Source organism: Bradyrhizobium sp. Bra78, assembly GCF_024519855.1.
In the GTDB taxonomy this organism is placed as follows: domain Bacteria; phylum Pseudomonadota; class Alphaproteobacteria; order Rhizobiales; family Xanthobacteraceae; genus Bradyrhizobium; species Bradyrhizobium japonicum_G.
Genome location: NZ_JALJRE010000002.1, coordinates 237,916 through 261,275, shown reverse-complemented (window position 1 = coordinate 261,275; position 23,360 = coordinate 237,916). Strand labels below are relative to the sequence as shown.

The window sequence follows — 23,360 nt, the reverse complement described above, 5'->3', positions numbered from 1 at the left end:
CCTTCGTGGCGATCACTCAGACGGCGGGCGGAATGGGCCAGAACCCGGGAGGGCCGAAGCGGCAGCGGAGGATGGCGGAGGCCGGCTATTTTGGTTCGCGATGCAAAGCGCGCCGGCCAGATAGATGATGTGTCTTCTCATCGCCGGCGCGCGGCGGAAAATAGCCGGGCGTAGCCATTGCCGGCCCGGTCTGCTTGCCGTCCGATCGCCCTCTAGAAGGCCGAGGTCGCGTTTCCTTTCGGCAATGGCCTCGTTATGACCGACCTATCAACGGCGATCGAAGCATCGGCCTATTCTGCGGCTACCGTTGACGAATGCATGAAGCGGACGACGTCCTCTGGGACGAGTTGAAGCCGCAACGCTGTTCTGAGGGTCTCGTGACCGAAGATGTGCAGGTCTTCGTTGAAATCGCCCAGCCGGGGCGACAACGCGATCGCTTCAACGCCGACGGCTTCTGCACGCTGAGTAAGAGTAGCCTGCACGGCATTTCCGGCGGCATCAGCGTCACGGGCGATATAGAGCCGACGCAGGCCAGACGGCAGCATCATGGCTGCAAGGTGATTGGCCGAAAGCGCGGCTGCCATCGGCAACGTCGGCAGCACGTAACGCAGCGACAGCATAGTCTCGAGACCCTCGCCGGCAGCGAGCACGTCGTCCACCGCGCCGAACCGAACGGCATTGCCGAGCAAGTCGCCCATAGCCCGTCGTGGAGTATCAATCGGAGCCTTCCCGAGCCGCACGCGATCAAAGCCGTCTGGGTCGAGCCAAGTGCGGTGCACGCCGGAGATCCGCCCATCGAGGTCCGTGACGCTAGCTATCATCGCCGGCCAGGTTTCGGTCGGCAAATGCTCGTCCGGTCGGTAGTAGCAACGAGGGTGGAAACGCAGGCTGCCACCATGATGGATGCGGGCTATTCCGCGACGCTGCAAATACGTTTCGACCACCGTCCCCTCGATCGGGCTGGATATCGCAAAGAGCCGACGGGCGGCTTCCTGCGATCCGACCGGCGCCACCGTACGAACGGGTTTCGATATCCGCTGCGGCTCAGGACGAGGCAGCTTCAGAAACCGCCTCGCTTCCTCGGTGACCTCGCTGAAGGCGCGCAAACCCCGGCATTCGCGGATGATGTCGAGGAGGTCGCCATGCTCGCCGGTCGCAGCGTCAGTCCACTTGCCGGCGGGGCCCTTAGGCGATTCCTGGAGCCGCACGAACATCGAGCGGCCCGGCGTGTTGTGGACGTCGCCGACCACCCAGTACCGCCCCGCCCGCTTGCCATTGGAGAGATAATATCGGCACACTGCCTCGGCCTCGCGCGCGAGGCGGCGTGCCAGTTCGGAGGCGTCGGGGGCCATCACGCGGCCTCCCGCTCACTGACGCGCGCAACCGGATAGGTGTCGAGCACCTTTGTCAGAATCCCGACGCCGCTTGCGTCCGTGGGCACGAACATCCGCAGCTTCCAGGATATGATCTCTCCAAAGAGGCCGTAAGCGCGGAGGCGATCGCGCATCGTGTCGTTGAATCCCGACAGTTCGATGCGACATGCGCCCATCACCCGGACGCGGCGAAGCTGGAGCCCCTCCGCGAGGTCGATGACGGTCCGTCCCTCCATCAGCGCGGCAAAGGCAGCGTCCGGCGTCAGACGAGGCGCGGCCGCCGCAAGGACGTTTGCGACCCACGCGGCAGAAACCTTGCGGCCGATGATGCGCTCGCCCGTATCGGTCTGGAGCCGATAGACGCGGGTCGATTCATTCGGCAATCGTTTCCAAATGGGTAACAGCAAGCCGGCCACGACGTGGATCGTGCTTTCCGTGAACTCAGGGACCTCGGCAAGCTCCGCCACCCAAGCCGCGGCAAAACGTTCGCGATCCGCTTCAAGCCAATGGTTCTCCACCATCAAGTCCAAGGGAACCTGGTGCTGCTTCATAGGCCGGATCAGGCGGACGCGACGCTCAATCTCGCCGTCGTCGAGCATGATGCTCGGGGCCGGAACCTGCACGGCGGCCCGTCCCGAGCGTTCGTTGATCAGCAGGACTGCATGATTGGAAAGACGAGCAAGGGCGTCATCCAAACCGACAGGATGGTTGCGCTGGCGCTGCGTGATGCTGAGCAGCTGTGTCTCGGCGCCCGTGCGCGGATGGACATGGATTGTCCTCCGGTCGGCGACTATAAAGCTCTGGGCGCGGAGCGTTTCCAGCCCGACGTCGTAGGTGCCGGATGCGACCGCGCCCTCGATCCGAGCGGTCAAGAGCTGCTCGAAGGCGGTGAAGAGGACATTCTGCAGGTCGATGGTGAGCGCCAACAACCTGTTCAGGAATGTCGTGATTGGCGGCAGATCATCCCTGAGCCCATTGGCATCTGTCAGCTTCAGGCCGGTGGCATCCTCGAACCGTTCGAGCGAGCATCCGTCGACCTTGCCTCGGACGAGCAACGTGTAGAGTTGACGCAACGCGTCGCGTCCATACTGGCTTTCGAGATTGTCCTCGGGCCGAAACAGGCCCTGCCCTCCGGTCTGGCGCTGGCCGCGCGTAATGGCCCCCAATGTGTCGAGCCGACGCGCGATGGTGCTGAGGAAGCGCTTTTCGGCCTTCACATCGGTCGTGATGGGCCGAAACAGCGGCGCCTGCGCCTGGTTGGTCCGGTTTGTCCGGCCGAGCCCCTGGATCGCGGCATCCGCCTTCCAACCGGGCTCGAGCAGGTAATGAACCCGCAAACGCCGATTCCGAGCCGACAGTTCAGCATGGTAGCTCCGCCCCGTGCCGCCCGCGTCGGAGAACACGAGGATGCGCTTGACATCGTCCATAAAGGCCGACGTCTCGGCGAGGTTTGCCGACCCGGCGCGGTTTTCGACGATCAGCCGGTCGCCCTTGCGAATGATACGGCGCGAGCGGCCAGTCACTTCGGCGACCATGTCGGTGCCGAAGCGCTGCACGATTTGATCCAGCGCGCCGGGTACCGGAGGCAGCGAGGCGAGTTTCTCTATGAGGCGGCCGCGCCGTGAGACGGCCTCCCGGCTCTCAACCGGCTGGCCATCGCGATAAACGGGCCGAGAGCAGAGGTTCCCCTCCGAGTCCGTGAACGGTTCGTAGAGTTGGACCGGGAAGGAATGGGCGAGATAGTCGAGCACATACTCGCGCGGGGTGATGTCGACCTGGACGTCGCCCCAGTCTTCGGTCGGGATCTCGGCGAGCCGGCGCTCCATCAGCGCTTCGCCCGTTGAGACAATCTGGATGACAGCGGCATGGCCGGCGTCGAGATCGCGGTCGATCGACCGGACGAGCGACGGCGTCTTCATCGAGGTCGGCAGATGACCGAAGAAGCGCTGTTTGGCGCTCTCGAAGGCGGATCGGGCCGCGGACTTTGCCTGGCCGTTCAGCGTTCCGGTTTCGCCGGTGATGTTGGCGGCCCGCATCGCCGCGTCGAGGTTATTATGGATGATGCTGAACGCATTTGCATAGGCGTCGTAGATGCGAACCTGCTCCGGCGTAAGCTGGTGTTCAACGAGCTCGTACTCGACGCCCTCATAGGACAATGAACGGGCAGCGTAGAGACCGAACGCTTTGAGGTCACGCGCCAGCACCTCCATCGCCGCGACTCCACCCTCCTCGATTGCCTCGACGAACTCGGCACGTGTGCCGAACGGGAAATCGGCGCCGCCCCAAAGACCGAGGCGTTGCGCATAAGCGAGGTTGTGGACGGTGGTGGCGCCCGTCGCCGACACGTAAACCACGCGAGCGTTCGGCAAGGCGTGCTGGAGCCTCAGGCCTGCGCGCCCCTGCTGGGAGGCCGCCTGGTCACCGCGTTCGCCCTTGCCGCCGACCGCGTTCTGCATGGCATGGCTCTCGTCGAAGACGATCACTCCGTCGAAGTCGGAGCCCAACCATTCAACGATCTGCCTGACACGCGAAAGCTTTTCGCCACGCTCGTCGGTGCGTAGCGTGGCGTAGGTGGTAAATAGGACGCCTTCCGAAAGCCGGACCGGCGTGCCCTGGCGAAACCGGGATAGAGGCGTAACGAGCAGTCGCTCCATGCCGAGCGCGGACCAGTCGCGCTGCGCATCTTCGATCAGCTTGTCGGATTTGCTGATCCAGACCGCACGGCGGCGACCCTTAAGCCAATTGTCGAGCAGGATCCCGGCGACCTGCCGTCCCTTGCCCGCGCCAGTGCCATCGCCCAAAAACCAGCCGCGCCGAAAGCGGACGGCATTCTCTGCGTCGTCGCGCGCGGCGGCCACAAAATCAAAGGTCGCATCGACGTTCCAGGAGCCCGCGAGAAATTCGGAATGCGCCTCGCCAGCATAGATGATGCTCTCGATCTGGGCGTCTGACAGAACTCCATCTGCCACCAGACTTGAGGGCACATGCGGACGGTAGGACGGTTTCGGTGGTGCAACGGAGGCCATCGCCGCCGACTGCACGAGCTTGGTCGGATGAGCGTACGATCCGGGAATATGGATCGACTGCAATCCGTATTCTTCATACAACGCATCGGTGAGGCGGGCGCCCTCCGGCGGCGACCATTCGACCGTCTCGTACGTGAGTTCGATGCCTTCTGGCGCTGCGCCTCCTGAAATGAACGATGCCCGTGGTGCAGCGGCGCCAGCCGATCGGGACATTGCAGGGCGCCTAGTGGCGTCGGCCACGACCGGCGCGGCGACGGGCAGCCTCGGCGGCACATGCAGGGTTACCCAATTGAGCAAGGTGGCGACATCGCCGGCCATGCCTTGCGAGGCGGGAAAAACCTTCGGATCGTCGGCGGGTAACTTATCGATGACGAGCAGCCGCGTGTCCGTCTGAGTGCCGTGCTTGGCGTAGACGGCACCGTCGATGGCGGCAGAAAACACGACCCGTCCGCGCTCCTGGAGGCGAGCAAAGGCATCGGTCCACGCCGGGTTATCCGGCGCAAGGCCCGCGCCAGCGATGGCGACGAGGCGTCCACCATCGCAAAGACGCGCGAGCGCCGAAGCGATGTGGCGGAAAGCGGTGTCCGCCATCCGTCGATCGACATTCGCTACCGCGGAGAACGGCGCGTTCATTAGAACCACGCTCGGTACGACCCTCGCGCCGAGATGATCATCGATCTGCGCGGCGTCGAACCGCGTGACCTCAACGTTGGCGAACAAATGATCCAGCAGCGCCGCGCGGCCTTCAGCCAACTCGTTCAACATCAGAGAGCCGCCGGCGAGCTCGGCAAGGATGGCGAGCAAGCCGGTCCCCGCGGATGGCTCCAGAACCCGGTCTGCTGGCGTAATACCGGCTGCGGTGCATGCGGTCAGCCCAAGCGGGATCGGCGTTGAGAATTGCTGGAACGCCTGACTGTCTTCGGAACGCCGCGTATGGGTCGGCAGACAGTTCGCGATTTTAGCGAGCATTGGCAGCATCGAGGCCGCCGAGCCAGCCTTGGCGCGCATGGCCGGACCGAACTTGCGAAGAAATAGAACGGTTGCCGCCTCGCAGACGTCATAGGCGGTCTTCCAGTTCCAGGCGCCGGTCGCGTCCGAGGCGCCGAAGGCAGCCTCCATGGCGCCACGCAGGACAGCGGCATCGATGCGACGGCCGCGTTCGAGATCAGTCAACAGCTGTCGGGCGGCCCTGAGGGCCGCGGAGGTGAGAGTAGCAGTGGCACGCATCGAGAGCGGCGCGGCGGCAGCGCTGCCGGCAAGAGATTCGGTCATGACAGGATTTCTCGAGAGAGCAGGAACGGGTCGAACCATCAGGCGCTCTCTCTAGACCCGACGGCTCAAACCCTTGCCGGCCCGACTCTCCCTCTCAGCGCTCGTCCATAAGAATGGGGACCGGTGCTGCACACCGGTCCCCAAGCAACTGCGAGACGGCCGGAGCCATCTCGCTCTGTGTCACTCAGCCGCGTCGAGCTGTTGCGGGTCATCGTCGCTTGCGTTCTCCTGATCCTCGTCGTCGGCGAGGAATTCGGGCAGCGGGCCCGTCTCACCCTCCTGCTCCACCGACGACGTGCTGGAGTCGACGGAACGCAGCGGCTCTGGCAACCAGCCCGAGCCATCGAGAAGCCGCTCAGCCTCCTTGGCCATGTCAGCCTTCTTCAGGTGGTCGATCAGTTGCGCCGACAACTCGCCCTTGGCTTCCCGAACCGCCTCCAGAATGCGGGGCTTGGTGACCCGGCCGAGATAGTTGTCGGCGGTCGGCCGCCAGCCGGCTAGCACCATGTCGAGCCCGACCGCGCGCGCCAGCACATTGGCCTGGTCGAGACGCGTACGGACGAAGTGCGCGGAGACACGGCCCTGATTGTAGCGGTTGGCTGGCTCGTAGAGAGCGTTGACCGCAAATGAGGCACAGTGAGCGAACAGGGACGCCTGAGCGGCACCGTCGAGAGCTTTGAGCGCATCCCAAAGATCGCTTTCGCCCTTCGGCAATCGTGCTTTCCAGGACTCATGCCGCGCCTCGACGGCCTTCGCAGACGCGCTCTCCCGCAGGCCGGCGGCTTGAGCGGGAAAGGTCGGCGTACGAAGTCCGATCTCAAGAGAGCTTCCAGAAGACGCGAACCGATAAAAAGCGGTCAGTACGAAGTTGTGCAATACGGCCTGGAACGCGATGGGGGGATTTTCCGCCAGTGCATCCCGCAATGCCAGCGTGCGATGCGCCGTCAGCTCGGTGATGAGCCGATCCGGCAGAGGTTTGGCCGCATCGTCTTCATCTTCTTCGGCATCGACCGGGTGACCGGCGACTGCGATCACCGTGCGCTGGACGGAAGTGCTTGCCTCTTGCCCTTCGGTCGACAACGGATCGGTGGCCTGCCCGACATCAGGATTGGTTGCCGGCTTGTCGTCCTCTGCCCGGACGTAACCCCGGTCCACGGAAAGGCGTCCCTCGGAATCGATGCTGACGAAGACGCCAGCTCGGACGATCTCGGTCGGATCGTAGAGCACGGGCCTGTCCTCGAGCGCCGTCAGTGCAGCTTCGATCTCGCCGAGACGCTGATCGACGTCGTCGGGCAATTCGTCGGCATCCTGGTATTCGGATTCAAGCTTGGCCAGTTCGGCGTTCAGCGCGTCAATGGTGACCTGCTCCTGAGGGGAGAGGTCGAGAGGTTTGCCCTCCAGTTCGCGCAGGCCTGTCGCATGGCCGTAGGGGAAATCGACGGCCACGGAAATCCACTTCCAACCCTCGGCGGCAATGGTCTCGGCTTCGGCCTTGAGCCTTTCTGTCACGAGGCGGTCGAGCAAAGGGACATCTTGAAGCCAGCCGCCGTCATCGTGCTCGAAAAGGTCCCGCAAAACGGTGCCGCCGGCCTGCTCGTAAGCGTCAAGTCCGACGAACTGGGCGCGCCGGTCGGAAGCGCGCACGGTATTCTCCGTCAGCATCCGCCGGATCTGATATGGCTCGTCGTTGCCGGATCTGCTGGCATTATCCCAGACCTGCTCCTGACGCGCCTGGTCGGCCGTGACGGAAAAGGCCATCAACTGCTCGAGCGTCATGCCATCTTCGGCATAGACATCGTGCAACTTCGGCGACACCGATGCCAGACGCAGGCGCTGCTTGACGATCGCTGGCGGGACGAAGTGCCGCGCGGCGATATCCTCTTCACTCATGCCACCGTCATGCAACACCTTGAACGCGCGGAACTGATCCAGCGGGTGCAGGCCGACCCGCTCGTCATTCTCCGCGAGGGAATCGTCCTCGGCGATGCCGCCATTCCTGATAACGCAGGGGACAGGTTGCGTCCTCGCCATACGCTTCTGCTTGACCAGCAGTTCAAGCGCGCGGTAGCGGCGTCCACCAGCCGGCACCTCGAACATGCCAGTCTCCTGGCCGTCGGCATCGGCGACCGCACGGACGCTCAGGCTTTGTAACAGCGTGCGCTGAGCGATGCTCTCCGCCAATTGCTCGATCGAGACGCCAGCCTTCACGCGGCGGACGTTGGACTGACTCAAGACTAGCTTGTTGAAGGGAATATCGCGGGAGGGACTGAGTTTAATTTTCTGAACGGCGCTTGCCATGTCGGTTTCTCCACGACGGGCGGCCGAAAGACTCTCTCTCGACCTCCTACCCGTCACAGGCAAACCGGCGCTCCTCTCACTCTCTGACACGCAGCACCAACTGTAGGCGGACACTGAGACGACGTGCGGATGCATCACGCGGCCTCCTCATTGCCCTCAACGATGGAATCGATCGCGGGCGGCAGAAAGGCGAGCAGGAAATCAGCGGCCTTCGATGCCGCGCTCGCGGCGCGCACGACAGCGCGATTATCCTCGCGCAGCACCTCGAGCCAGGAACCGATGTAGTCGGCGTGGCGCACGGTCGGCACGATACCGAGCGAGGCACAAACGAAGGCACCCGCCATTTCCGCGACCAGCTCTTCGCGCGCGTACGATTTTGAGCCGAACGAACCGGAGTGGTCGCGGTCGAGGCGGGACGCTTGGCCGGTCCAATGACCAAGCTCATGAAATGCGGTCCGGTGCCAATTGATCGGCTCGAAATAGACAGCTGGCGGTGGGACCTGCACGAAATCGCCCACCGTGTTGTAGTAGGCGCGCGCACCGCCGGTTCGAAAATCCGCGCCGGTGGCGGCGATCAACGCCTCGGCTCGGGGCTCAATCTGATCTGGTGGCGCCGGGACGACCGAGGCAGCGACCCTCTCGGGCAAGCCATTGCACTGGTCCGTGTTGAAGACGGTAAAACGCTTGAGAAACGCGATGGCGCCCGGCTCTTCACCGGCCTCCGCGGCGCGCCGACGTTCGTCGTCCGGGGTGAAGCGGTCGGCATAAACGACGGTCGTTCCCCGTTCGCCCTTCCTGACGTAACCGCCAAGCCCAAGCGCCTGGCGAAAAGTGAGCCAGCTCTGTCCGGAAAAGCCGTGCTCGATAACGGCACCCCACAGGATCAGCACATTGATCCCGGAATAACCGCGCTGCGTCGACGCGTTGCGCGGCATGGCGAGCGGCGCCTTGATCGCCGCCGTCCCCCATGGCTGCACCCACGGGATACGGCCGGCCTCCAGCTCGGCGATGATCTTGTCGGTGATTTCGGTGTAAAGGCTCGCGCGGTCTTTGCCGGCGCGAACTCGGGCGGTATGTCCAGGCATCAAGGTTCTCCGCGACGGGCACCGGAAGCCTCTCCTCCGATCTTCAACCCGTCGCGGCAGATCCGGCCCGCACTCTCACTCTAAGTGACGGTGACGCGACGCGCTCTTTGACAAGCGGATTCGCGGTCGCGCCGCGTCTTGGCGTTAGGGATGAACGCCCGGCAAGCGACTCAAGAGCGATCTCACCACTCATTGGTATCAATTTTGCATTTGTGATATCGTCTCAATGTTGCGCATGTCGATTCACGGCGTGCGCATGTTCACTGAGCCAGGTTTTTTTACAGAGGACGACATGGCCAAGAAAGCGAAGAAGGCAAAGAAGACCGCCAAGGCAGCCACCAAGAAGGTGGCAAAGAAGACTTCAAAGAAAAAGAAGTAGTCGTATCCGCGACTGAGAGATTGCCGCTTGCGGGTCGCCGCAACCCGGACGCAAAGCGAACCTGTCCAAAGGATCTGAAATGTCCTTTGCAGCCGTTTCTCTAGCGCGGCAAGACAACATAAGGCCGGCCCTTTGTGCAGCTAGCTACTGCATAAAGGTCCGGTTTTTCGTTTCTGCCCGGCGAGGGGCATGATCTGCTCTTGCGCGAAGGATCAATACCACCACTTCCAGTGACGGTGACGCCGTAAGTTCTCTGAGAGAATGGGTTTTCGCGGCAGCGCAGCCTCCTTTCGCAAAAGTGATGGAAGCCCGAAGAGCGCGGAACGAAGGGAAGGCAAAGGCACCCGGCGCGGGGCAGTGATAGCGACGCCGGCATGAAATGACGGCGGGACCCGCGACCGAGTGCAGTCGCGAGACCGGTTAACAAGGCACCCGCGTTCGGGGCAGTGATAGCGGCGCCGGCATGAAATGACGGCGGCCCCTAACGCGAGTGCCTCCGGCGAGCGACTCATGATCGCGCGAGGGATCGAAGCCGGATGGCCGAGACGCCTTGCGGCTCGGTTCACGAGAGCCCGGTGCGGCGCTTGCCGCACGCGCCCAAACGAAAAGCCAGGAAGACTAAGTTCAGGGACGAGCTCCCGCCGTTGCGAATCCCAGCCATGTGTTATCGGCTGGAACGAATGACGGACAAAACGATTCGCCGTACCGGAGCCCTTTCCATGCTGATGACAAATGAACGAAGACCGGCGATACGGACGATGCGCGGGTGGGCGATCCACGTTCTCCAGGAAGCGGGCGCCATCCGCGAGTGCGAGGAACACGGCTGGATGCAGGACCGCGCCGATCCGCATGCAAGGGAGCGGGCCTTCGATATCGCCCGTGGAGACCCGCCAGCAGGCGTCTCCCCCGATGCAGCGGCGGCCGAAGTTCACGACGTGCTGAACTCGATTGGTGATACCTGCCCAGAATGCCCTCCTGATTAGAAGGACGGGCGCCGAGCACGACCGAAACTAACCCCGGGCGCGCCGCAGCGTAGCTTCCAATTGCTCCTTCTCCTTATGCCAGCGGGCTTTTTCGACCTGCGATCTCTTCTCGAGAGCCTCAAGCTCGGCCTGGATGGCGGCGGCCCGCTTCGCATGCTCTTGCTCAGCCTTGTCCAGCGCAGCCTGCGCCTTGTCGACAGCCTGCTGACGGCGTTCACGGTCCTTCTGCCTGGCAGCCTCTTCCTTTGCCTGTTCAAGCTGGCGCCGCTTCTGCTCCTTTTCGAAGGCGAGAGCGGCCTTTCGTTCGGCAGCCTTGTCGACGGGGCGAGAGGAAAGGTTCTTTGCCTTTGGGCCTTTCAACTTGCGGGCGACTTTCGTTGGTCCGCCGTCGCCAAGATCGGTGGGCAGCTCGGCATGCTCGCTGAAAGGTCGGTCGGTTCCGACCGGGCGCCTTAGAACGACGCCGGGCTTTGCCATGGCCGCTGCGATAACGTCCGGATCGTCGCTTTCCTTCGCCGCGCCCTGGTGGAAGAGATTGCTGTCTGCGCCCCACGCTTCCAGAGCCGCTTTCATGGAGGGAGCGGCAATCGCCAGATCGAAGAAGCCGAGCGAGGTCTGGTAGGTCTTCAGTTTTCTCGCCATGAGACGCTTCCCCGCACCGCCCACTGACCGCTGCCATGCGATCAGCGGTGTTGTTTACCTCGCGAGCAGAGAACTTCCAAAGCGGCAAACAGAGCGGCGGGCCCGGGCAATATCTCGATGCATCCGGCGTGTCGGAGCGAGCTTTCCGTGAACCCACCGCAAGGATACCTTAAGCCGACTTCCGCTGCGGTTTGGCCGCCAGCTTCTTCGCCGCAGCCTCCTTGGCCGGTTTCTTGCCGGCAATCGGCATCAGCATTTCCTTCTGCCCGGCGGCCGCCTTGCGCGGCTTCTTGGCTGGCTTCTTCGGCGCCTCGGTCGCCGTCGCCGCTTCTCTTCCGATGCTCTTGCGCAGCGCGTCCATCAGATCCACCACGTTCTCGCCGCGGGGACGCGCTTTCGCCGTGATGGGTTTGCCGGCGCGCTTCTGGTTGATGAGATCGATGAGGGCGGTTTCGTATTGGTCTTCGAACTTGTCCGGCTCGAAGTGGCCCGCCTTCTGGTTGACGATGTGCTTGGCGAGATCGAGCATGTCCTTGGTGACTTTGACATCCTGGATCTCGTCGAAATACTCATCTGCAGCACGCACCTCGTAAGGATAGCGCAGCAGCGTCCCCATCAGTCCCTTGTCCATGGGCTCGAGGGCGATGATGTGCTCACGGTTGGTCAGCACCACCCGTCCGATCGCGACCTTGTTCATCTCACGGATCGTTTCACGGACGACGGCGAAGGCGTCGTGACCGACCTTCCCGTCCGGCACCAGGTAGTAGGGACGGATCAGATATCTCGGATCAATTTCGCTGCGGTCGACGAACTCGTCGATCTCGATGGTCCGCGTCGATTCCAGCGCGACGTTCTCGAGCTCCTCCTTGGTCACCTCGATGAAGGTGTCGGTGTCGACCTTATACCCCTTGACGATGTCCTCATTGGCGACCTCCTCGCCGGTGTCGGCATCGACCTTGGCGTACTTGATGCGATGGCCGGTCTTCCGGTTGAGCTGGTTAAACGAGACCTTTTCGGATTCGGAGGTGGCCGGATAGAGCGCGACCGGACAGGTGACGAGAGAAAGACGCAGAAAGCCTTTCCAGTTAGCGCGGGGGGCCATGGCGGGGGAACTCCGATACTGATGCCGGATTCAAGACGAACGGCCCGGCTTGGTTCCGACACCGCGCCCCTACCAAAAGGATGATTTTTCCCCGGCGCGGGCTTAAGCGGACTCGACTTTTGTTCACTTTATGTTCTAATCCGTAATGACCGACCGACCCGCGAGCTGGCGCATGCCGACCCCGAAGCAGATGGAAAAACTGGCCGCTGACGCCGCGCGCAGGCCGGCTACCTCCGCCGCGGCTCCAGATGCGCCACTCCCGGCCGAATACTGGGAATCGGTCCTCAAAGACCCGCGCGCCGAGGCGACCGGGGCCCAGATGCGGCAACGGCATCTTTCGGAAATTCAACGCCACGTCCTGCGCGTCTCCTGCCGCCGCTGCGAGCGAACCGTGGAAATCCAGACCGCCGATGCAGTCCGGTTGTATGGCGGCAACGCGATCTGGAAGGACGTCGCGCAGCGGCTGCTCGACAACACCTGCCAACAGCGCACCGGCAGGCATGAGGAAGACGGGTGCTGGCCGGCGTTCGAGAAGCCGTAGCCCGCTGGATTGCCGATCCGATCTCTTTGCGCCTGGATGTCCGGATGGCCCCGAAGTATCACCCCACGCCGCTATCGGGCGGCGATCGCAAGGCTCTGGCGAAAGAGCTCGGCAAGGCGCGGGCAATGGCCAACATCCTGGCTACCCGATCGGCGGAGACGCGGGCGAAAGGGGAAGCGCTTATCCAGCAGGCAGACAAGCTTCTTTGCGAGAGTTGGAACGAACGCATGTGGTCAGACGGAGAACCGATTGATCCGTCCCCGACGATCGACCAAGCGGTGAATGGAGGCTTCCCTTGGCTGGAGATCCAGTGCGCGCGCTGCAAGACGCCGAGCGACGTCGACCTCGCGGCGATGAAGCATCCGCCGACCACCTTCGTGCACGACCTCGCCAGCCGGCTGCGCTGCCGCAAATGCGCCAAGGCGGGCCGGCGTCCTTCCGCGACTCTGCTACAATTGGCGTTGCAGCCGCGCCACCCTCGCACCGAAACCTGACCGATGTGCAATCTCTACTCGATCACGACCAACCAAGCCGCGATCAGCGCGTTGTTCCGCGTCGTGAACCGATACGTCGGCAATCTGGCGCCGATGCCCGGGGTTTTCCCCGACTACAAGGCACCGATCGTGCGCAACGGGGCCGGGGGCCGCGAACTCGCTACGGCGCGCTGGGGAATGCCGTCGTCGTCAAAAGCGCTGATGGACGCCACCAAGAAACGAGCCGAAAAGCTTCAGGCCAAGGGCAAGACCGTCGATTTCAAGGAATTGCTGCGGATGGAGCCGGACGGCGGGACGACCAACATCCGCAATGTGAAGAGCAAACACTGGGCCCGTTGGCTGGGCACCGAGCATCGCTGCGTGGTGCCGTTCAACTCCTTCAGCGAGTTCAATAAGGCCGAGGGCGGCGATATCTGGTTCGCGCTCGATGAGACCCGGCCCCTCGCCTGCTTCGCCGGCATCTGGACCAACTGGACGTCTGTCCGGAAGGTCAAGGAAGGCGAGACGACTAACGACCTCTACGCATTCCTCACAACGGAGCCGAACGCCGAGGTGGGCACCATCCACCCAAAGGCGATGCCCGCGATCCTGACTACACCGGACGAAGTCGAAGCCTGGATGACGGCCCCTCCGGACGATGCCCTGAAGCTGCAGCGGCCACTTGCCGATGGTGCGCTCCGGATCGTCGCCCGCGGCGTCAAGGACGATCCGGCAGGGTCGCCCCCGTGACGGACGAAGATGATGATCAGTGACGGGCCCCCAGCGCAAGATTATCCACGTAGACATCGATACGTTGTAAGCATCGATCGAGCAGCCCGAAATCTTTCTAGGACTCAAATATTCCGGGCGACCAGCCCTGTGGCTTGGATTCGAGGAACCACCTCCCATATGTGGTAATATTCCCCGTTACGGGATTCGTTGCGGCGCAGCATAGCTGGGATTTCCTGCAGGTTCCTTATGTCCAAACGCAAGCACGCTTTTATTAGCCATCATCACGCCGACGACGATCACGTCGCCAGGCTTACGGACATGCTCAGCCGGAATGGGTACGAGCTTCGGAACAGCTCGATCCGGGCGAAGCCGACCAACCAGGCGCGTTTGGACCGCGATGAAATTCCGGAAAAGACACTGAAGCGCCTATTGCGAATGAAGATCTCATGGGCGTCGACGGTCATCGTGCTGATCGGCAAAGAGACACACAGCCGACCCTGGGTTGATTGGGAAATCCGGCAAGCTCACGAACTCGGAAAGCGTATTGTCGGCGTCTACACCCGCGGCGGAACCGAGGCCGACGTTCCTGACGCGCTGAATGACTATGAAGACGCTAGGGTGAACTGGAACTCAGAAAGCATCATCGACGCGATCGAAGGAACGGATTCTCCGTTCGAGAACCCCGGCAGCGGCGAACCACGGCAGCCGATCTACGAGCCTCCGGTTTCGAGTTGCTAGGACATCGTGTCCAAGATCTACATCTATGTCGTCAGATACGACTTCGGTTTTGCCCCCAACCCTTTTGGCGGAGTTTGTACCTTTGCCTGCTGCATGCCGGTCATCCGGCGGACCGCCAGTCGAGGCGATTGGCTGATCGGTATGGGCGGGGGCGACCTCAAGGCCACCGGCCGATGCATCTATGCCATGCGCGTCACCGGCGAGATGACGTTCAACGAATACTGGCGATCGGATCAGTTTAGAGGGAAGCGTCCCGTCCGAAATGGCAGCCCCAAAAAAATGGTCGGTGACAACGTCTATCACACCGATCCCAAGACGGGAGCGTGGCTCCAGGAGAATTGCGTTCACAGCCAACCAAGCGGCGAGCAGGACCAGCCAAATACCCTGCACGACACCAGGACCGACCGGATTTTGATTTCAGAAGAGTTTTACTATTTCGGCGCGAGCGCACCTGAGGTACCGCCCAAGCTGCTCGAGCAGATCGGCTATCGCAACTGGCGAGGCCATCGGGTCTACCAGCAGGAGCAGTGCCAAAAGCTGCTGAATTGGATCGCGCGAGCCGCAGGGGGACGGACCAATCGCGTCCTCGGCGATCCTTTCCAATTCCGCATGAGCGACAAGCGATACTCTCGAACTCAGAACAAGCTGATCTAACCGCACGCCAGCGACCGGACGTTTTCTTCCGGGTTTCTCAAGTCGAATACTGTCGTCGCCACTGCAGAAGCGACATCGTTTCAGTTCGCGTCATGCGAACGGCTGAACAAGCAACGCGGGTTTTGCGCCATGCCAATTTACCGCAACATAAGCTTTGCTACCGCCGGCAGCGTGATCGACGTATTGGACCATGGCTCCGACGTTGTCGTCCGAGGCAAGGCGACACGCGAGCTGGTCGGCAGAACGACAACGCTCGATCAGCCGCTCGAGCGGTACCTCTTCTTGCCGAAGCGCCACAACGATGCCTTCGCGCAGTTTGCCGAGGCCATGTGGGTGCTGGCGGGGCGCGATGACATCGCTTGGCTGGCGCGATATCTGCCGAGAGCCCCCGATTTTTCTGATGACGGGCAGACATGGCATGGCGCGTATGGTCCACGCTTGCGTCGTTGGGCGGGTCATGTCGATCAACTCGACAGCGTGCGACGGCTGCTGAGCGAAGACCCCACAAGCCGGCGAGCCGTCATGGCCCTGTTTGATCCGGAACGGGATTTTGCCGTTTCCAACGACATCCCCTGCAACAACTGGCTCAGCTGGATCGCGCGGGAGGGTCGACTTCATCTGAGCGTCGCCATTCGCAGCAATGACGCCATGTGGGGCTTTTCGGGCGCCAATGCATTTGAATGGAGCATTCTCCAGGAGGTGATGGCTTACTGGCTGGGCCTGGGCGTTGGCAGAGTGAGATACTTCGCTCACTCCTTCCATCTCTATGATCAGCATTTCAACAGAGCCCGGCAGATCGACGAAGAGTTTCACGGCCTGACGCCTTACGACTTCGGCATTGGCCGCGCCGCGTTTCAAACCCCTTGGAGCGACTTCCAGGCGAAGCTTGATCTATGGTTTACGCTCGAGGAGCAGATTCGCGCGAAACCGGACGGCCCGCTCTTTGTTCATGGCCGCACCGAGGACCCACTGCTCGACAGCGGTCTCGCGTTGGTCCAGGTGTACTGGGCGCACGAGCAGTGGGGCCCTGACCGCCTGGTGACGGAGCTGGCGGCGCTGCCCGCCGACGACTACGTCGTCGCGATGTATGAGCAGCTCGCCCGACGTTATCCCGACCTTCTACAGAACGTCGCGCAGCCGGCGATCGCCCACTTCTTCGACGCTTGCCGCACCCGGACCTCCAACCTGCCCAATGCGTTCAAGTCGGCGGTCAAACGCCTCCATGCACACAAGGATCGAGCCTACGGGAGCGCCTGGAAACGCCGCGGCGAGCTGGTAAGTATCCTTCCGAACATTGCGCGGAAGGTTGACCGGCTGGAGACCATCATCACGACGGGTGCGACGATGAGCGGGGAAACGATGCTGGACACCGCGGTCGACCTGCTTGTCTACGTCGACAAATACCGGCTCTTCCTCGCTGAAGAGCTGGACGAGGGAGCCCTGCTCGAACCCGGGTCTCCGAAGCCGCTGAGCAATCATGATGCGAACTTTGACGCGCTGGTTGATCGTCTCGATCTGAGCGTCGGCCCCCAGGGTAGCGACGAACTGATCCGCGAGATCGTCGCACGCTTCGAAACGTGTTGGCGCCAGGCTGAGGCAGGCGTCTCGCGTTCCGAGGGGCTGCACTTTGCTGGACTCTTGGCCGAGTCTGCTGGCCGGTTGGTTGTCAGGCTCGTGGCAGACGATAAGGCGTCCGTGGCGCGGTTTATTCAATCGGAGCTCACCTCATGAATGCTGACGATCTCGCCAAGCTGAAACTGAAGCTCCGCGAGGCGGTCGTTGCCCGGCCTCCTGGGGCAAAAGTCGCGATCGTCGGATGGACGCCGGCGGCAGTAGAGCTTGCTTCCGATCCGGTCTTCTCGACCGGAGCGGCCCTGCTCTCCGGGATCTTCGCCCCTGTCACACCTGTGGGACCGACGTCCATCAAACCCCTGGATGCAATTGCTCCTGAACAGCCCGACATCGTTGTCATCGCAGACGACGTCGGAAAAGAACCGCTGCTGGAAGCTGTGGCGGCCCTCCTTTCCGCTGAGACCAAGCTTTTGATCGGGGGGTTCTCGCATTTTGCGTTTCGAGACGAAATCTTTGACCGGGTCCGACAGGAACTCTTCATTCCATCATTCGCCAACGGCTACCAAAACTCCCTCGTGCACATCTACCAGTGCCTGCAGAACGCACACCGACAAGGACTGAAGGGAGTCGTTGCCGAATTTGGTATGTTCAAGGGCGGAACGACGATGCTCATGTCCAGGTTCATTGAGGAGCTCGGGGCTGACTGGAAGGTCTACGGGTTCGATACTTTTGATGGGTTTCCGCCCAAGCGGAACGCGCTCGACATGTACGCCCATCCCGATTGCGTCTTTCTCGACGCCGATCTGGTCAAAGCGGTGTTCGCGGGACGTAACGTCGAGGTGATCGAAGGGGACGTGGTTCAGACCGCCTCGCGGCTCCAGGATCAGGATCTGGTGCTATCTTTCGTGGATACTGACAATTTTTCGTCCGCAAGCGCCATTATTCGTGTCATAGCGGATCGTACGGTGGTCGGCGGCGCGGTCGTCTTTGATCACTGGACTGGCCATGACCGCCATCTTGACACGATTGGTGAAAGAATAGCCGCCAAACGACTTGCTACCGACGAGCGCTACTTCAACCTCCATGGCACTGGAGTGTTCTTGAGGCAACGATGACGAAATCTGCAGCCGTCCGCGTCCGCCGTGCGCCCCCAGAACCACGACGTGGCGTCTATGAACTCTACTGGACCTTTGCTTCGCGCCGCCAGGCGGCGTTCGAGGCCCGGTTGACCGGCAAGACGTGGCCGTGGACCGACGACCAGATCCTTCAGACCTTCAAATTCTGCAACGTGTTTCGCGCCGCCGATCGCGTATCTCAGTTTATGATCCGGGATGTGGCGTACGGACAGGATACAGAAAGCACGGCAAGGGATCGTGCCTTTCAGATCGTTGCATTCCGCACGTTCAGCAAGATCGAGACCTGGCTTGGCGTGACGGACGTGTTAGGCGGCGCGCCACGCATTGAGCATCTGCGCACCGGCGCATTCGAACGAGCTCTCGACCGTGTCAAGGCGACGACCGGAGGCCTTTACACCGGAGCTTTCATCCTCTGCGCCAACAAGGCATTCGGTTTCGACGAAAAGCATCGCAATCACGTCGGTCTCTTCAAGCATATGTTCCTAGAAAAGGCTTGCGCTGAACGGATACTCCAGGCGCCCTCGCTCGAGGACGTTGTAGCGCTCTTGCAGAGCTTTCCCCTCCTGGGCCCTTTCATGGCGTACCAGACCGCTATCGACCTCAACTATTCTGATCTCATCGATTTCAGCGAGAACGACTACACGCAGGCTGGTCCCGGCGCCTTGCGAGGCTTGAAGAAAGCGTTCACCACCTTGGGGGACTACACCCCGGCGGAGACCATCCTGTGGATGGTCGAGCGGCAGGACCAAGAATTCGCACGCCTGGGTTTGCCTTTCGGCGGACTGTTCGGCCGCAAGCTGCATGGCATTGATTGCCAAGGTCTGTTCTGCGAGCTCGATAAATATTGCCGCGAGGCTGTTCCTGAGCTCACCAGCGCCCGCAGCAGGATCAAGGCCAAATATGTCGCCACTCAAGGCCCTATCGAGCTTTTCTTCCCGCCCAAGTGGAGCTTGCCCAATGGTGGTGTTGTGAAGACGCCGGGCCTGCAACTCAAAGAGCCCGCCAGCGCGACCAGCCGCAGAGAAAGAGGGCGTCCTCGCAAATCGGATCGCGCGCAACTTGCTGTCGCAGATCTGTTTGGCTGAGAACGTTTACTCCGAGAGCCGGCCCCGCCTCGCCCGAACCAGCATCTTCAATGGCCACCATCGAGCCTACGTACCACGTCGCGCTCTCATTTGCGGACGAAGATCGAGATTTCGTAGAAAAGGTCGCGGCGCAGCTTCGGTCAGATGGCGTCGAGGTCTTTTATGACGCGTACGAAGAAGCCGATCTCTGGGGCAAGAACCTGTACGACCGTTTAAAGGACGTGTACCAGAACCAGGCCCTCTTCACGGTCATGTTCATATCCGAGCATTACAGGGACAAGCTTTGGACCAACCATGAACGCAAAGCCGCTCAACAACGGGCGCTCGCGGACGTTGGCAAGGAGTATATCCTTCCCGCTTACTTCGACACGACAATCACGCTTCCCGGCTTGGCGAAGGGGACCGGCAGCATTTCGCTCCCCAAGAAGACGCCTGAGCAGGTCGCCAATCTAATCGTCAAGAAGCTGGTTGCCGCCGGCGTGGAGCTGCCCAGAACGCTGTCATACTCCGACAACGCGAAGGCCGATATCGACTTCCCAATGCCAAAAGGCAAGGCGTTCACGAACCTCCTCACCGACTTGAAATCACATGATTGGTACACCCAAGAGCCAGCGATCGGCACCATATTCGAGCTCGATTGGTCGGCACTCACACCGGATCAAATCTTCGTCCTGGGTCGCAACATCTATCAGTGCGCCGACGGTGAAGAACGGAGCGCGAAAGAACTTTTGGCCAATCTGAGACGGGAATTGGCGAGGTTGCCGGAAGAAGCCGCGACGCACCTGCTCAACGGCATGTTCTTCGAGGTGTATTTTAACTCTGAAGGCGAATTTAGACCGCGCCCAAAAGGACGGTATCTCGAACGGCTCCTTGCGCTCCAAGAGGTCAAGAAGTTTGCATCGTCTATTTCGTTCATTCGTCGAGCTTTGGAACCTTACCAAGATCAGCTTCCATTTCTACCGAGCCTAACGCCGGAGCTCATCAGATTTAAGCTCGGTGTAAGAGAAACGGACCCGCCAACGGTCAAGAGCCTGAAGCTGGGCCGCCGCGAACTGGTGGTAAAGGCCGACGACACGCACGATCCCAGTGATCGGGTTTGGAAGCTTTCCCACATCACTTTTACCCTCGCGTCATTGAAGCAGAATCTCGCGGAGGCCTGGAACATTCCCGTCACGCGGATAGAGATTGCTTGCCACCCCAAACTCGAACCGTCCGCTAAACTTCGACTGCCCAAAGACCACGACATCCGCTGGCTTCGCCCTTAGCGGAAGCCTCGATCGCGCATTCGATATCCCGAACGCTCGGGCGTGAATTGAACTGCGACACACATATAGTGCGCACACCACACTCTTGCTTGACCGGACCGATGGTGAGATCCGCAATACCCACACGATCTAGGACTGGGAGTTGGCGGCAGAAACTCACATGTCCGCTCTTCAAACGATGGGACTTCGCACGAACGTTCTGTTTGGCTCACTCTCGAAGCGGCGGCAGGCAACTTGCCCTGTGGCCTTCGCGGCCGAACGTCAACCTAGCGACCGCACAACTCGACCATGTTCCTTGCGGTTAATTGCAATAGAGCATACAACTATTGCGCGATAGCTTAAAGGCTTTGAGGATGACCTCTAGTTTGTCTGCCTGTGTAGCGCTTGCAATTGTTTGAGAGGTCATCGAAACATCTCTTCTTCATATATCCGAACAGTTCACGAGGCCAATACCCACATTGCTCATGGCTGCCTTCTACGCGGGCTCATTCTTTTCCTTTCGCAAACGCTCAAGACAGTACCACTTGGGTTCGCTTACGCAATCTGGAGAGGGCTTAGCATTGTGCTCACCGCTCTCATCAACGTCTTCGACTTTCGTCCCGCACTGGACTTGGCCGCGATGATTAGAATTGGCACGATCGTTGGAGGCGTCATTGTCGTGAATAGATTTTACAGAACCGGAGCTGCCGAGTAACCGGCCCACAATTGGGCGAGACCCTTGGCACAGTGATCTGCTTCTGGCCGTCGAGGCTAGCACTGCCACGAAGGGAGGGTCCTTGTGAAACGGTTGCGCTATTGGCTAAGGCGTTTAATCGCTCGGCTAGCACTCGTGCGCGTGTCGGTCTCCCGGTGGGTCGATGGATGGTGGGGCTACGACGTGTTTATTGCGCACCGGCGGGCCGACGCCGCGCAGTACGCACAGGATCTGTACGACAAACTACGCGCAGAAGGGATCTCGTGTTTCATCGATCGGGTAGTCTACGGACCGGGCGACTCGTTGTTGCTGGCGACCCGCCAGCATGTCGCCAAATCGTCTTTGTTTCTGCTCGTTGGTTCACCAGAGCTTCTCAAACTGCGACGACCGGTGGACTGGGTCGAGGAAGAGATTAGAACCTATTTTCGCACCCACCGGCAAAACCCCAAAGTCATGCTGATCGACTTTGGCAAAATCATCACGGATGCGCTCGACCAAGAAGGTGGGGCTGCAGCAGCGTCGCATCCTATCCTCAGGCAACTCGCCCCGTTTCTATATATTGCGCAGGACGCGCAGTCGTTCACTGCTCCGCCTTCGGAAGTCGTCCTTGCTGCGATACGACGCAACCTGATGGGGCGCCGGCGCGATCGAACGCGCTTGATGTTCTTTCAAGGCGCCGCCGCCATCCTGGCAATGCTCCTCATCGCGGCCGTTGGTTTGGGCCTCATGGCGGACCAGCAGCGCAGGCAAGCAACCGCGGCGGCATACGGCAATGCCGCGTATTCATACTCGGCAAGCGATCCAACGCTTTCTCTTCGGCTGGGACAACTCGCTGCGGGATATGGATCGACTGCCACGGCTCAGGTCGCCACGCTCCGTGCTTTCAACTCGGGATCGTGGATATATAGCGAACGTCTGGATGACGGCTATGATGCGGCGCTGTCAGAGGACGGCAGCAAGATGGCGTGGGTGGATGCTGGCTCACGCCTACATGTTCGCGACCTTGGCTCAGGGAACGAGAAGAGTTGGACCATATCCCAAAGCGACTTTCAAATAGCCGGAACCGGAAACATTGCTTTCATTTCAGGCAATGGTCTTGTGACCTGGCGGTACCGCGACGGCAATGGTCCAGGCAGTGTAACGCTTTGGGGCGGCGATGGCGCAATGCTCCACGCCTTCAATGGAGCGTTCGGGCGCGTCACAGTCTGCGGCCCAAATATCCTCGCTGCGAGAGAAATCGACGATAGTGCGGTTAAAATCCATGTGATGGATGTTCGGTCGAAATCCGACCAAATCATCACGGCAGATTCCTCGGGGATGAGTTCCGCGATCTTTTCCCCGCTCGGCTGCACCCCCGATGGAAGGCTCGTCGCATCTGCCAGTGATGTCGGGCTGGTTATCATTCGTGACGGAGCGGTCCACGAAATTGCAGCGTCCGGCCGGATTGAAGATATTCAGATCAGTGACGATGGTCAGCGTCTCGCCGCGTTTCTGCGAGGCAGGGCCGATGCCGTGGGAATTTTTGACCTTTCGACTGAACAATGGTCCGTCGTCATACCCCTTGAAGAAACCCCGGGCGAGGCTAGCGGGTTCATTCGTTTCCTGGACGCCAATCGCGTCATCGCGGCATCGACGCATGGATGGATCCGAATCGTGGACATAGGGACCAGAGTCGTCAAAGCGCTGCCAGACAAACACCGCGCAGTGGATCAAATTGCAGTCGATCGCGCGACAGAAACCTTCGCCGTGGCCCGTCGCTCCGGAACCGTAACAGTTTATGACAAGACCGCCTTCCCAATTGCTCGCTTGATAAGCACCGCATCATCTGATGCGTTGAACGAGAATTTCGACGCGGTCCGTTTCAGCTCAACCGGCAGTCTTCTATTGACCAGCGCGCGAAGTGGCGTACGGCTGTGGCGCCGGCCGGAGCCCGCTCTACTCGCTGGCCTGAACTCCCCCATCGAACAACCCTCCGAAGCAGTCAAGAAGACATTCGGCGCCGTCGGGCACGAGCACAGTGGCATCGAGCCCTGCTCCAAGTCTCAAAACATGGTCATCGACGATGCTGGGCTACTAAGCCTGTGCGTTCGAACTCACGGCCGCGATGAGCTTCTGCCGACAGGCCTAAGCACCGATGAGTTCAGTCCAGCCGTCGTTACGAGGATGCGCGAGAACCTCGATTTTGCAGTTTGGAGCAGTGACGACCATTCGCGCACCTTTGTTCTCAATGGCAGCCAGATCGGTGACTATCTCCGCTCCCAGAAGATCTGGTCACCCGATCAATCTCAGCTCTCGCTGCTGACAAAATAG

The 23,360-nt window shown here is 61.0% G+C and carries 19 protein-coding genes; 13 read left to right on the top strand and 6 right to left on the bottom strand.

Annotated elements, in window-relative coordinates:
• Positions 1-290: 290 nt before the first annotated feature.
• The 4 genes from OC450_RS05185 to OC450_RS05170 form a co-directional block, all read right to left on the bottom strand.
• Positions 291-1,352 carry a toprim domain-containing protein gene (locus OC450_RS05185; protein ID WP_262047331.1) on the bottom strand — a complete coding sequence of 354 codons (1,062 nt, stop codon included), beginning with the start codon at positions 1,350-1,352 and terminating at the stop codon, positions 291-293.
• The gene (locus tag OC450_RS05180; protein WP_262047330.1) at positions 1,352-5,671 is read right to left on the bottom strand and encodes a strawberry notch family protein; all 4,320 of its coding nucleotides are present in this window, start codon (positions 5,669-5,671) and stop codon (positions 1,352-1,354) included. The genes OC450_RS05185 and OC450_RS05180 overlap by 1 nt, the downstream gene beginning before the upstream one ends.
• Positions 5,672-5,851: 180 nt before the next feature.
• Positions 5,852-7,969, bottom strand: coding sequence for a ParB/RepB/Spo0J family partition protein (locus OC450_RS05175; protein WP_262047329.1), 2,118 nt, complete (start codon positions 7,967-7,969; stop codon positions 5,852-5,854).
• A gap of 134 nt (positions 7,970-8,103) precedes the next feature.
• Positions 8,104-9,054 carry an ArdC family protein gene (locus OC450_RS05170; RefSeq protein ID WP_262047328.1) on the bottom strand — a complete coding sequence of 317 codons (951 nt, stop codon included), beginning with the start codon at positions 9,052-9,054 and terminating at the stop codon, positions 8,104-8,106.
• Positions 9,055-9,280: 226 nt separating this feature from the next.
• On the opposite strand from OC450_RS05170, the gene OC450_RS05165 reads away from it, so the two are divergent.
• The gene (locus OC450_RS05165; protein ID WP_262047327.1) at positions 9,281-9,433 is read left to right on the top strand and encodes a hypothetical protein; all 153 of its coding nucleotides are present in this window, start codon (positions 9,281-9,283) and stop codon (positions 9,431-9,433) included.
• A 719-nt stretch (positions 9,434-10,152) separates the two neighbouring features.
• Positions 10,153-10,416 (top strand): hypothetical protein, encoded by a 264-nt coding sequence (locus OC450_RS05160; RefSeq protein WP_262047557.1) that lies wholly within the window; start codon positions 10,153-10,155, stop codon positions 10,414-10,416.
• Positions 10,417-10,443: 27 nt separating this feature from the next.
• Here OC450_RS05160 and OC450_RS05155 read toward each other — a convergent pair whose 3' ends face one another.
• Both OC450_RS05155 and OC450_RS05150 read right to left on the bottom strand, forming a co-directional pair.
• Positions 10,444-11,058, bottom strand: coding sequence for a cell envelope biogenesis protein TolA (locus tag OC450_RS05155; protein WP_262047326.1), 615 nt, complete (start codon positions 11,056-11,058; stop codon positions 10,444-10,446).
• A 169-nt stretch (positions 11,059-11,227) separates the two neighbouring features.
• Positions 11,228-12,160 (bottom strand): Ku protein, encoded by a 933-nt coding sequence (locus tag OC450_RS05150; protein WP_262047325.1) that lies wholly within the window; start codon positions 12,158-12,160, stop codon positions 11,228-11,230.
• 145 nt (positions 12,161-12,305) lie between these two features.
• Here OC450_RS05150 and OC450_RS05145 point away from each other — a divergent pair, with 145 nt between their 5' ends.
• The 11 genes from OC450_RS05145 to OC450_RS05095 all read left to right on the top strand — a co-directional run bounded on the left by OC450_RS05145 (position 12,306) and on the right by OC450_RS05095 (position 23,360).
• The gene (locus OC450_RS05145) at positions 12,306-12,701 is read left to right on the top strand and encodes a hypothetical protein (RefSeq protein ID WP_262047324.1); all 396 of its coding nucleotides are present in this window, start codon (positions 12,306-12,308) and stop codon (positions 12,699-12,701) included.
• A gap of 44 nt (positions 12,702-12,745) precedes the next feature.
• Complete coding sequence (locus OC450_RS05140) at positions 12,746-13,195, top strand: hypothetical protein (protein WP_262047556.1); 450 nt, start codon at positions 12,746-12,748, stop codon at positions 13,193-13,195.
• Positions 13,196-13,198: 3 nt separating this feature from the next.
• Entirely contained in the window at positions 13,199-13,924 is a 726-nt protein-coding gene (locus tag OC450_RS05135) for an SOS response-associated peptidase (protein ID WP_262047323.1), read from the top strand.
• A gap of 228 nt (positions 13,925-14,152) precedes the next feature.
• Complete coding sequence (locus OC450_RS05130) at positions 14,153-14,644, top strand: TIR domain-containing protein (RefSeq protein ID WP_262047322.1); 492 nt, start codon at positions 14,153-14,155, stop codon at positions 14,642-14,644.
• Between the two features lie 6 nt (positions 14,645-14,650).
• Entirely contained in the window at positions 14,651-15,298 is a 648-nt protein-coding gene (locus OC450_RS05125; protein ID WP_262047321.1) for a hypothetical protein, read from the top strand.
• A gap of 129 nt (positions 15,299-15,427) precedes the next feature.
• A complete protein-coding gene (locus tag OC450_RS05120) occupies positions 15,428-17,029 on the top strand; it encodes a thymidylate synthase (protein ID WP_262047320.1) in 1,602 nt (533 codons plus the stop codon).
• Positions 17,026-17,985, top strand: a complete 960-nt coding sequence (locus tag OC450_RS05115) for a TylF/MycF family methyltransferase (RefSeq protein WP_262047319.1) — start codon at positions 17,026-17,028, stop codon at positions 17,983-17,985. Before OC450_RS05120 ends, OC450_RS05115 begins: the two co-directional genes overlap by 4 nt.
• On the top strand, positions 17,982-19,091 hold the full coding sequence (locus tag OC450_RS05110) for a nucleotide kinase domain-containing protein (protein ID WP_262047318.1): 1,110 nt from the start codon (positions 17,982-17,984) through the stop codon (positions 19,089-19,091). Before OC450_RS05115 ends, OC450_RS05110 begins: the two co-directional genes overlap by 4 nt.
• A 50-nt stretch (positions 19,092-19,141) precedes the next feature.
• On the top strand, positions 19,142-20,356 hold the full coding sequence (locus OC450_RS05105) for a toll/interleukin-1 receptor domain-containing protein (protein ID WP_262047317.1): 1,215 nt from the start codon (positions 19,142-19,144) through the stop codon (positions 20,354-20,356).
• Positions 20,357-20,750: 394 nt separating this feature from the next.
• Complete coding sequence (locus OC450_RS05100; protein WP_410050496.1) at positions 20,751-21,050, top strand: DMT family transporter; 300 nt, start codon at positions 20,751-20,753, stop codon at positions 21,048-21,050.
• A 135-nt stretch (positions 21,051-21,185) separates the two neighbouring features.
• Positions 21,186-23,360: a toll/interleukin-1 receptor domain-containing protein gene (locus tag OC450_RS05095; protein ID WP_262047316.1), complete on the top strand. Its 2,175-nt coding sequence runs from the start codon at positions 21,186-21,188 to the stop codon at positions 23,358-23,360.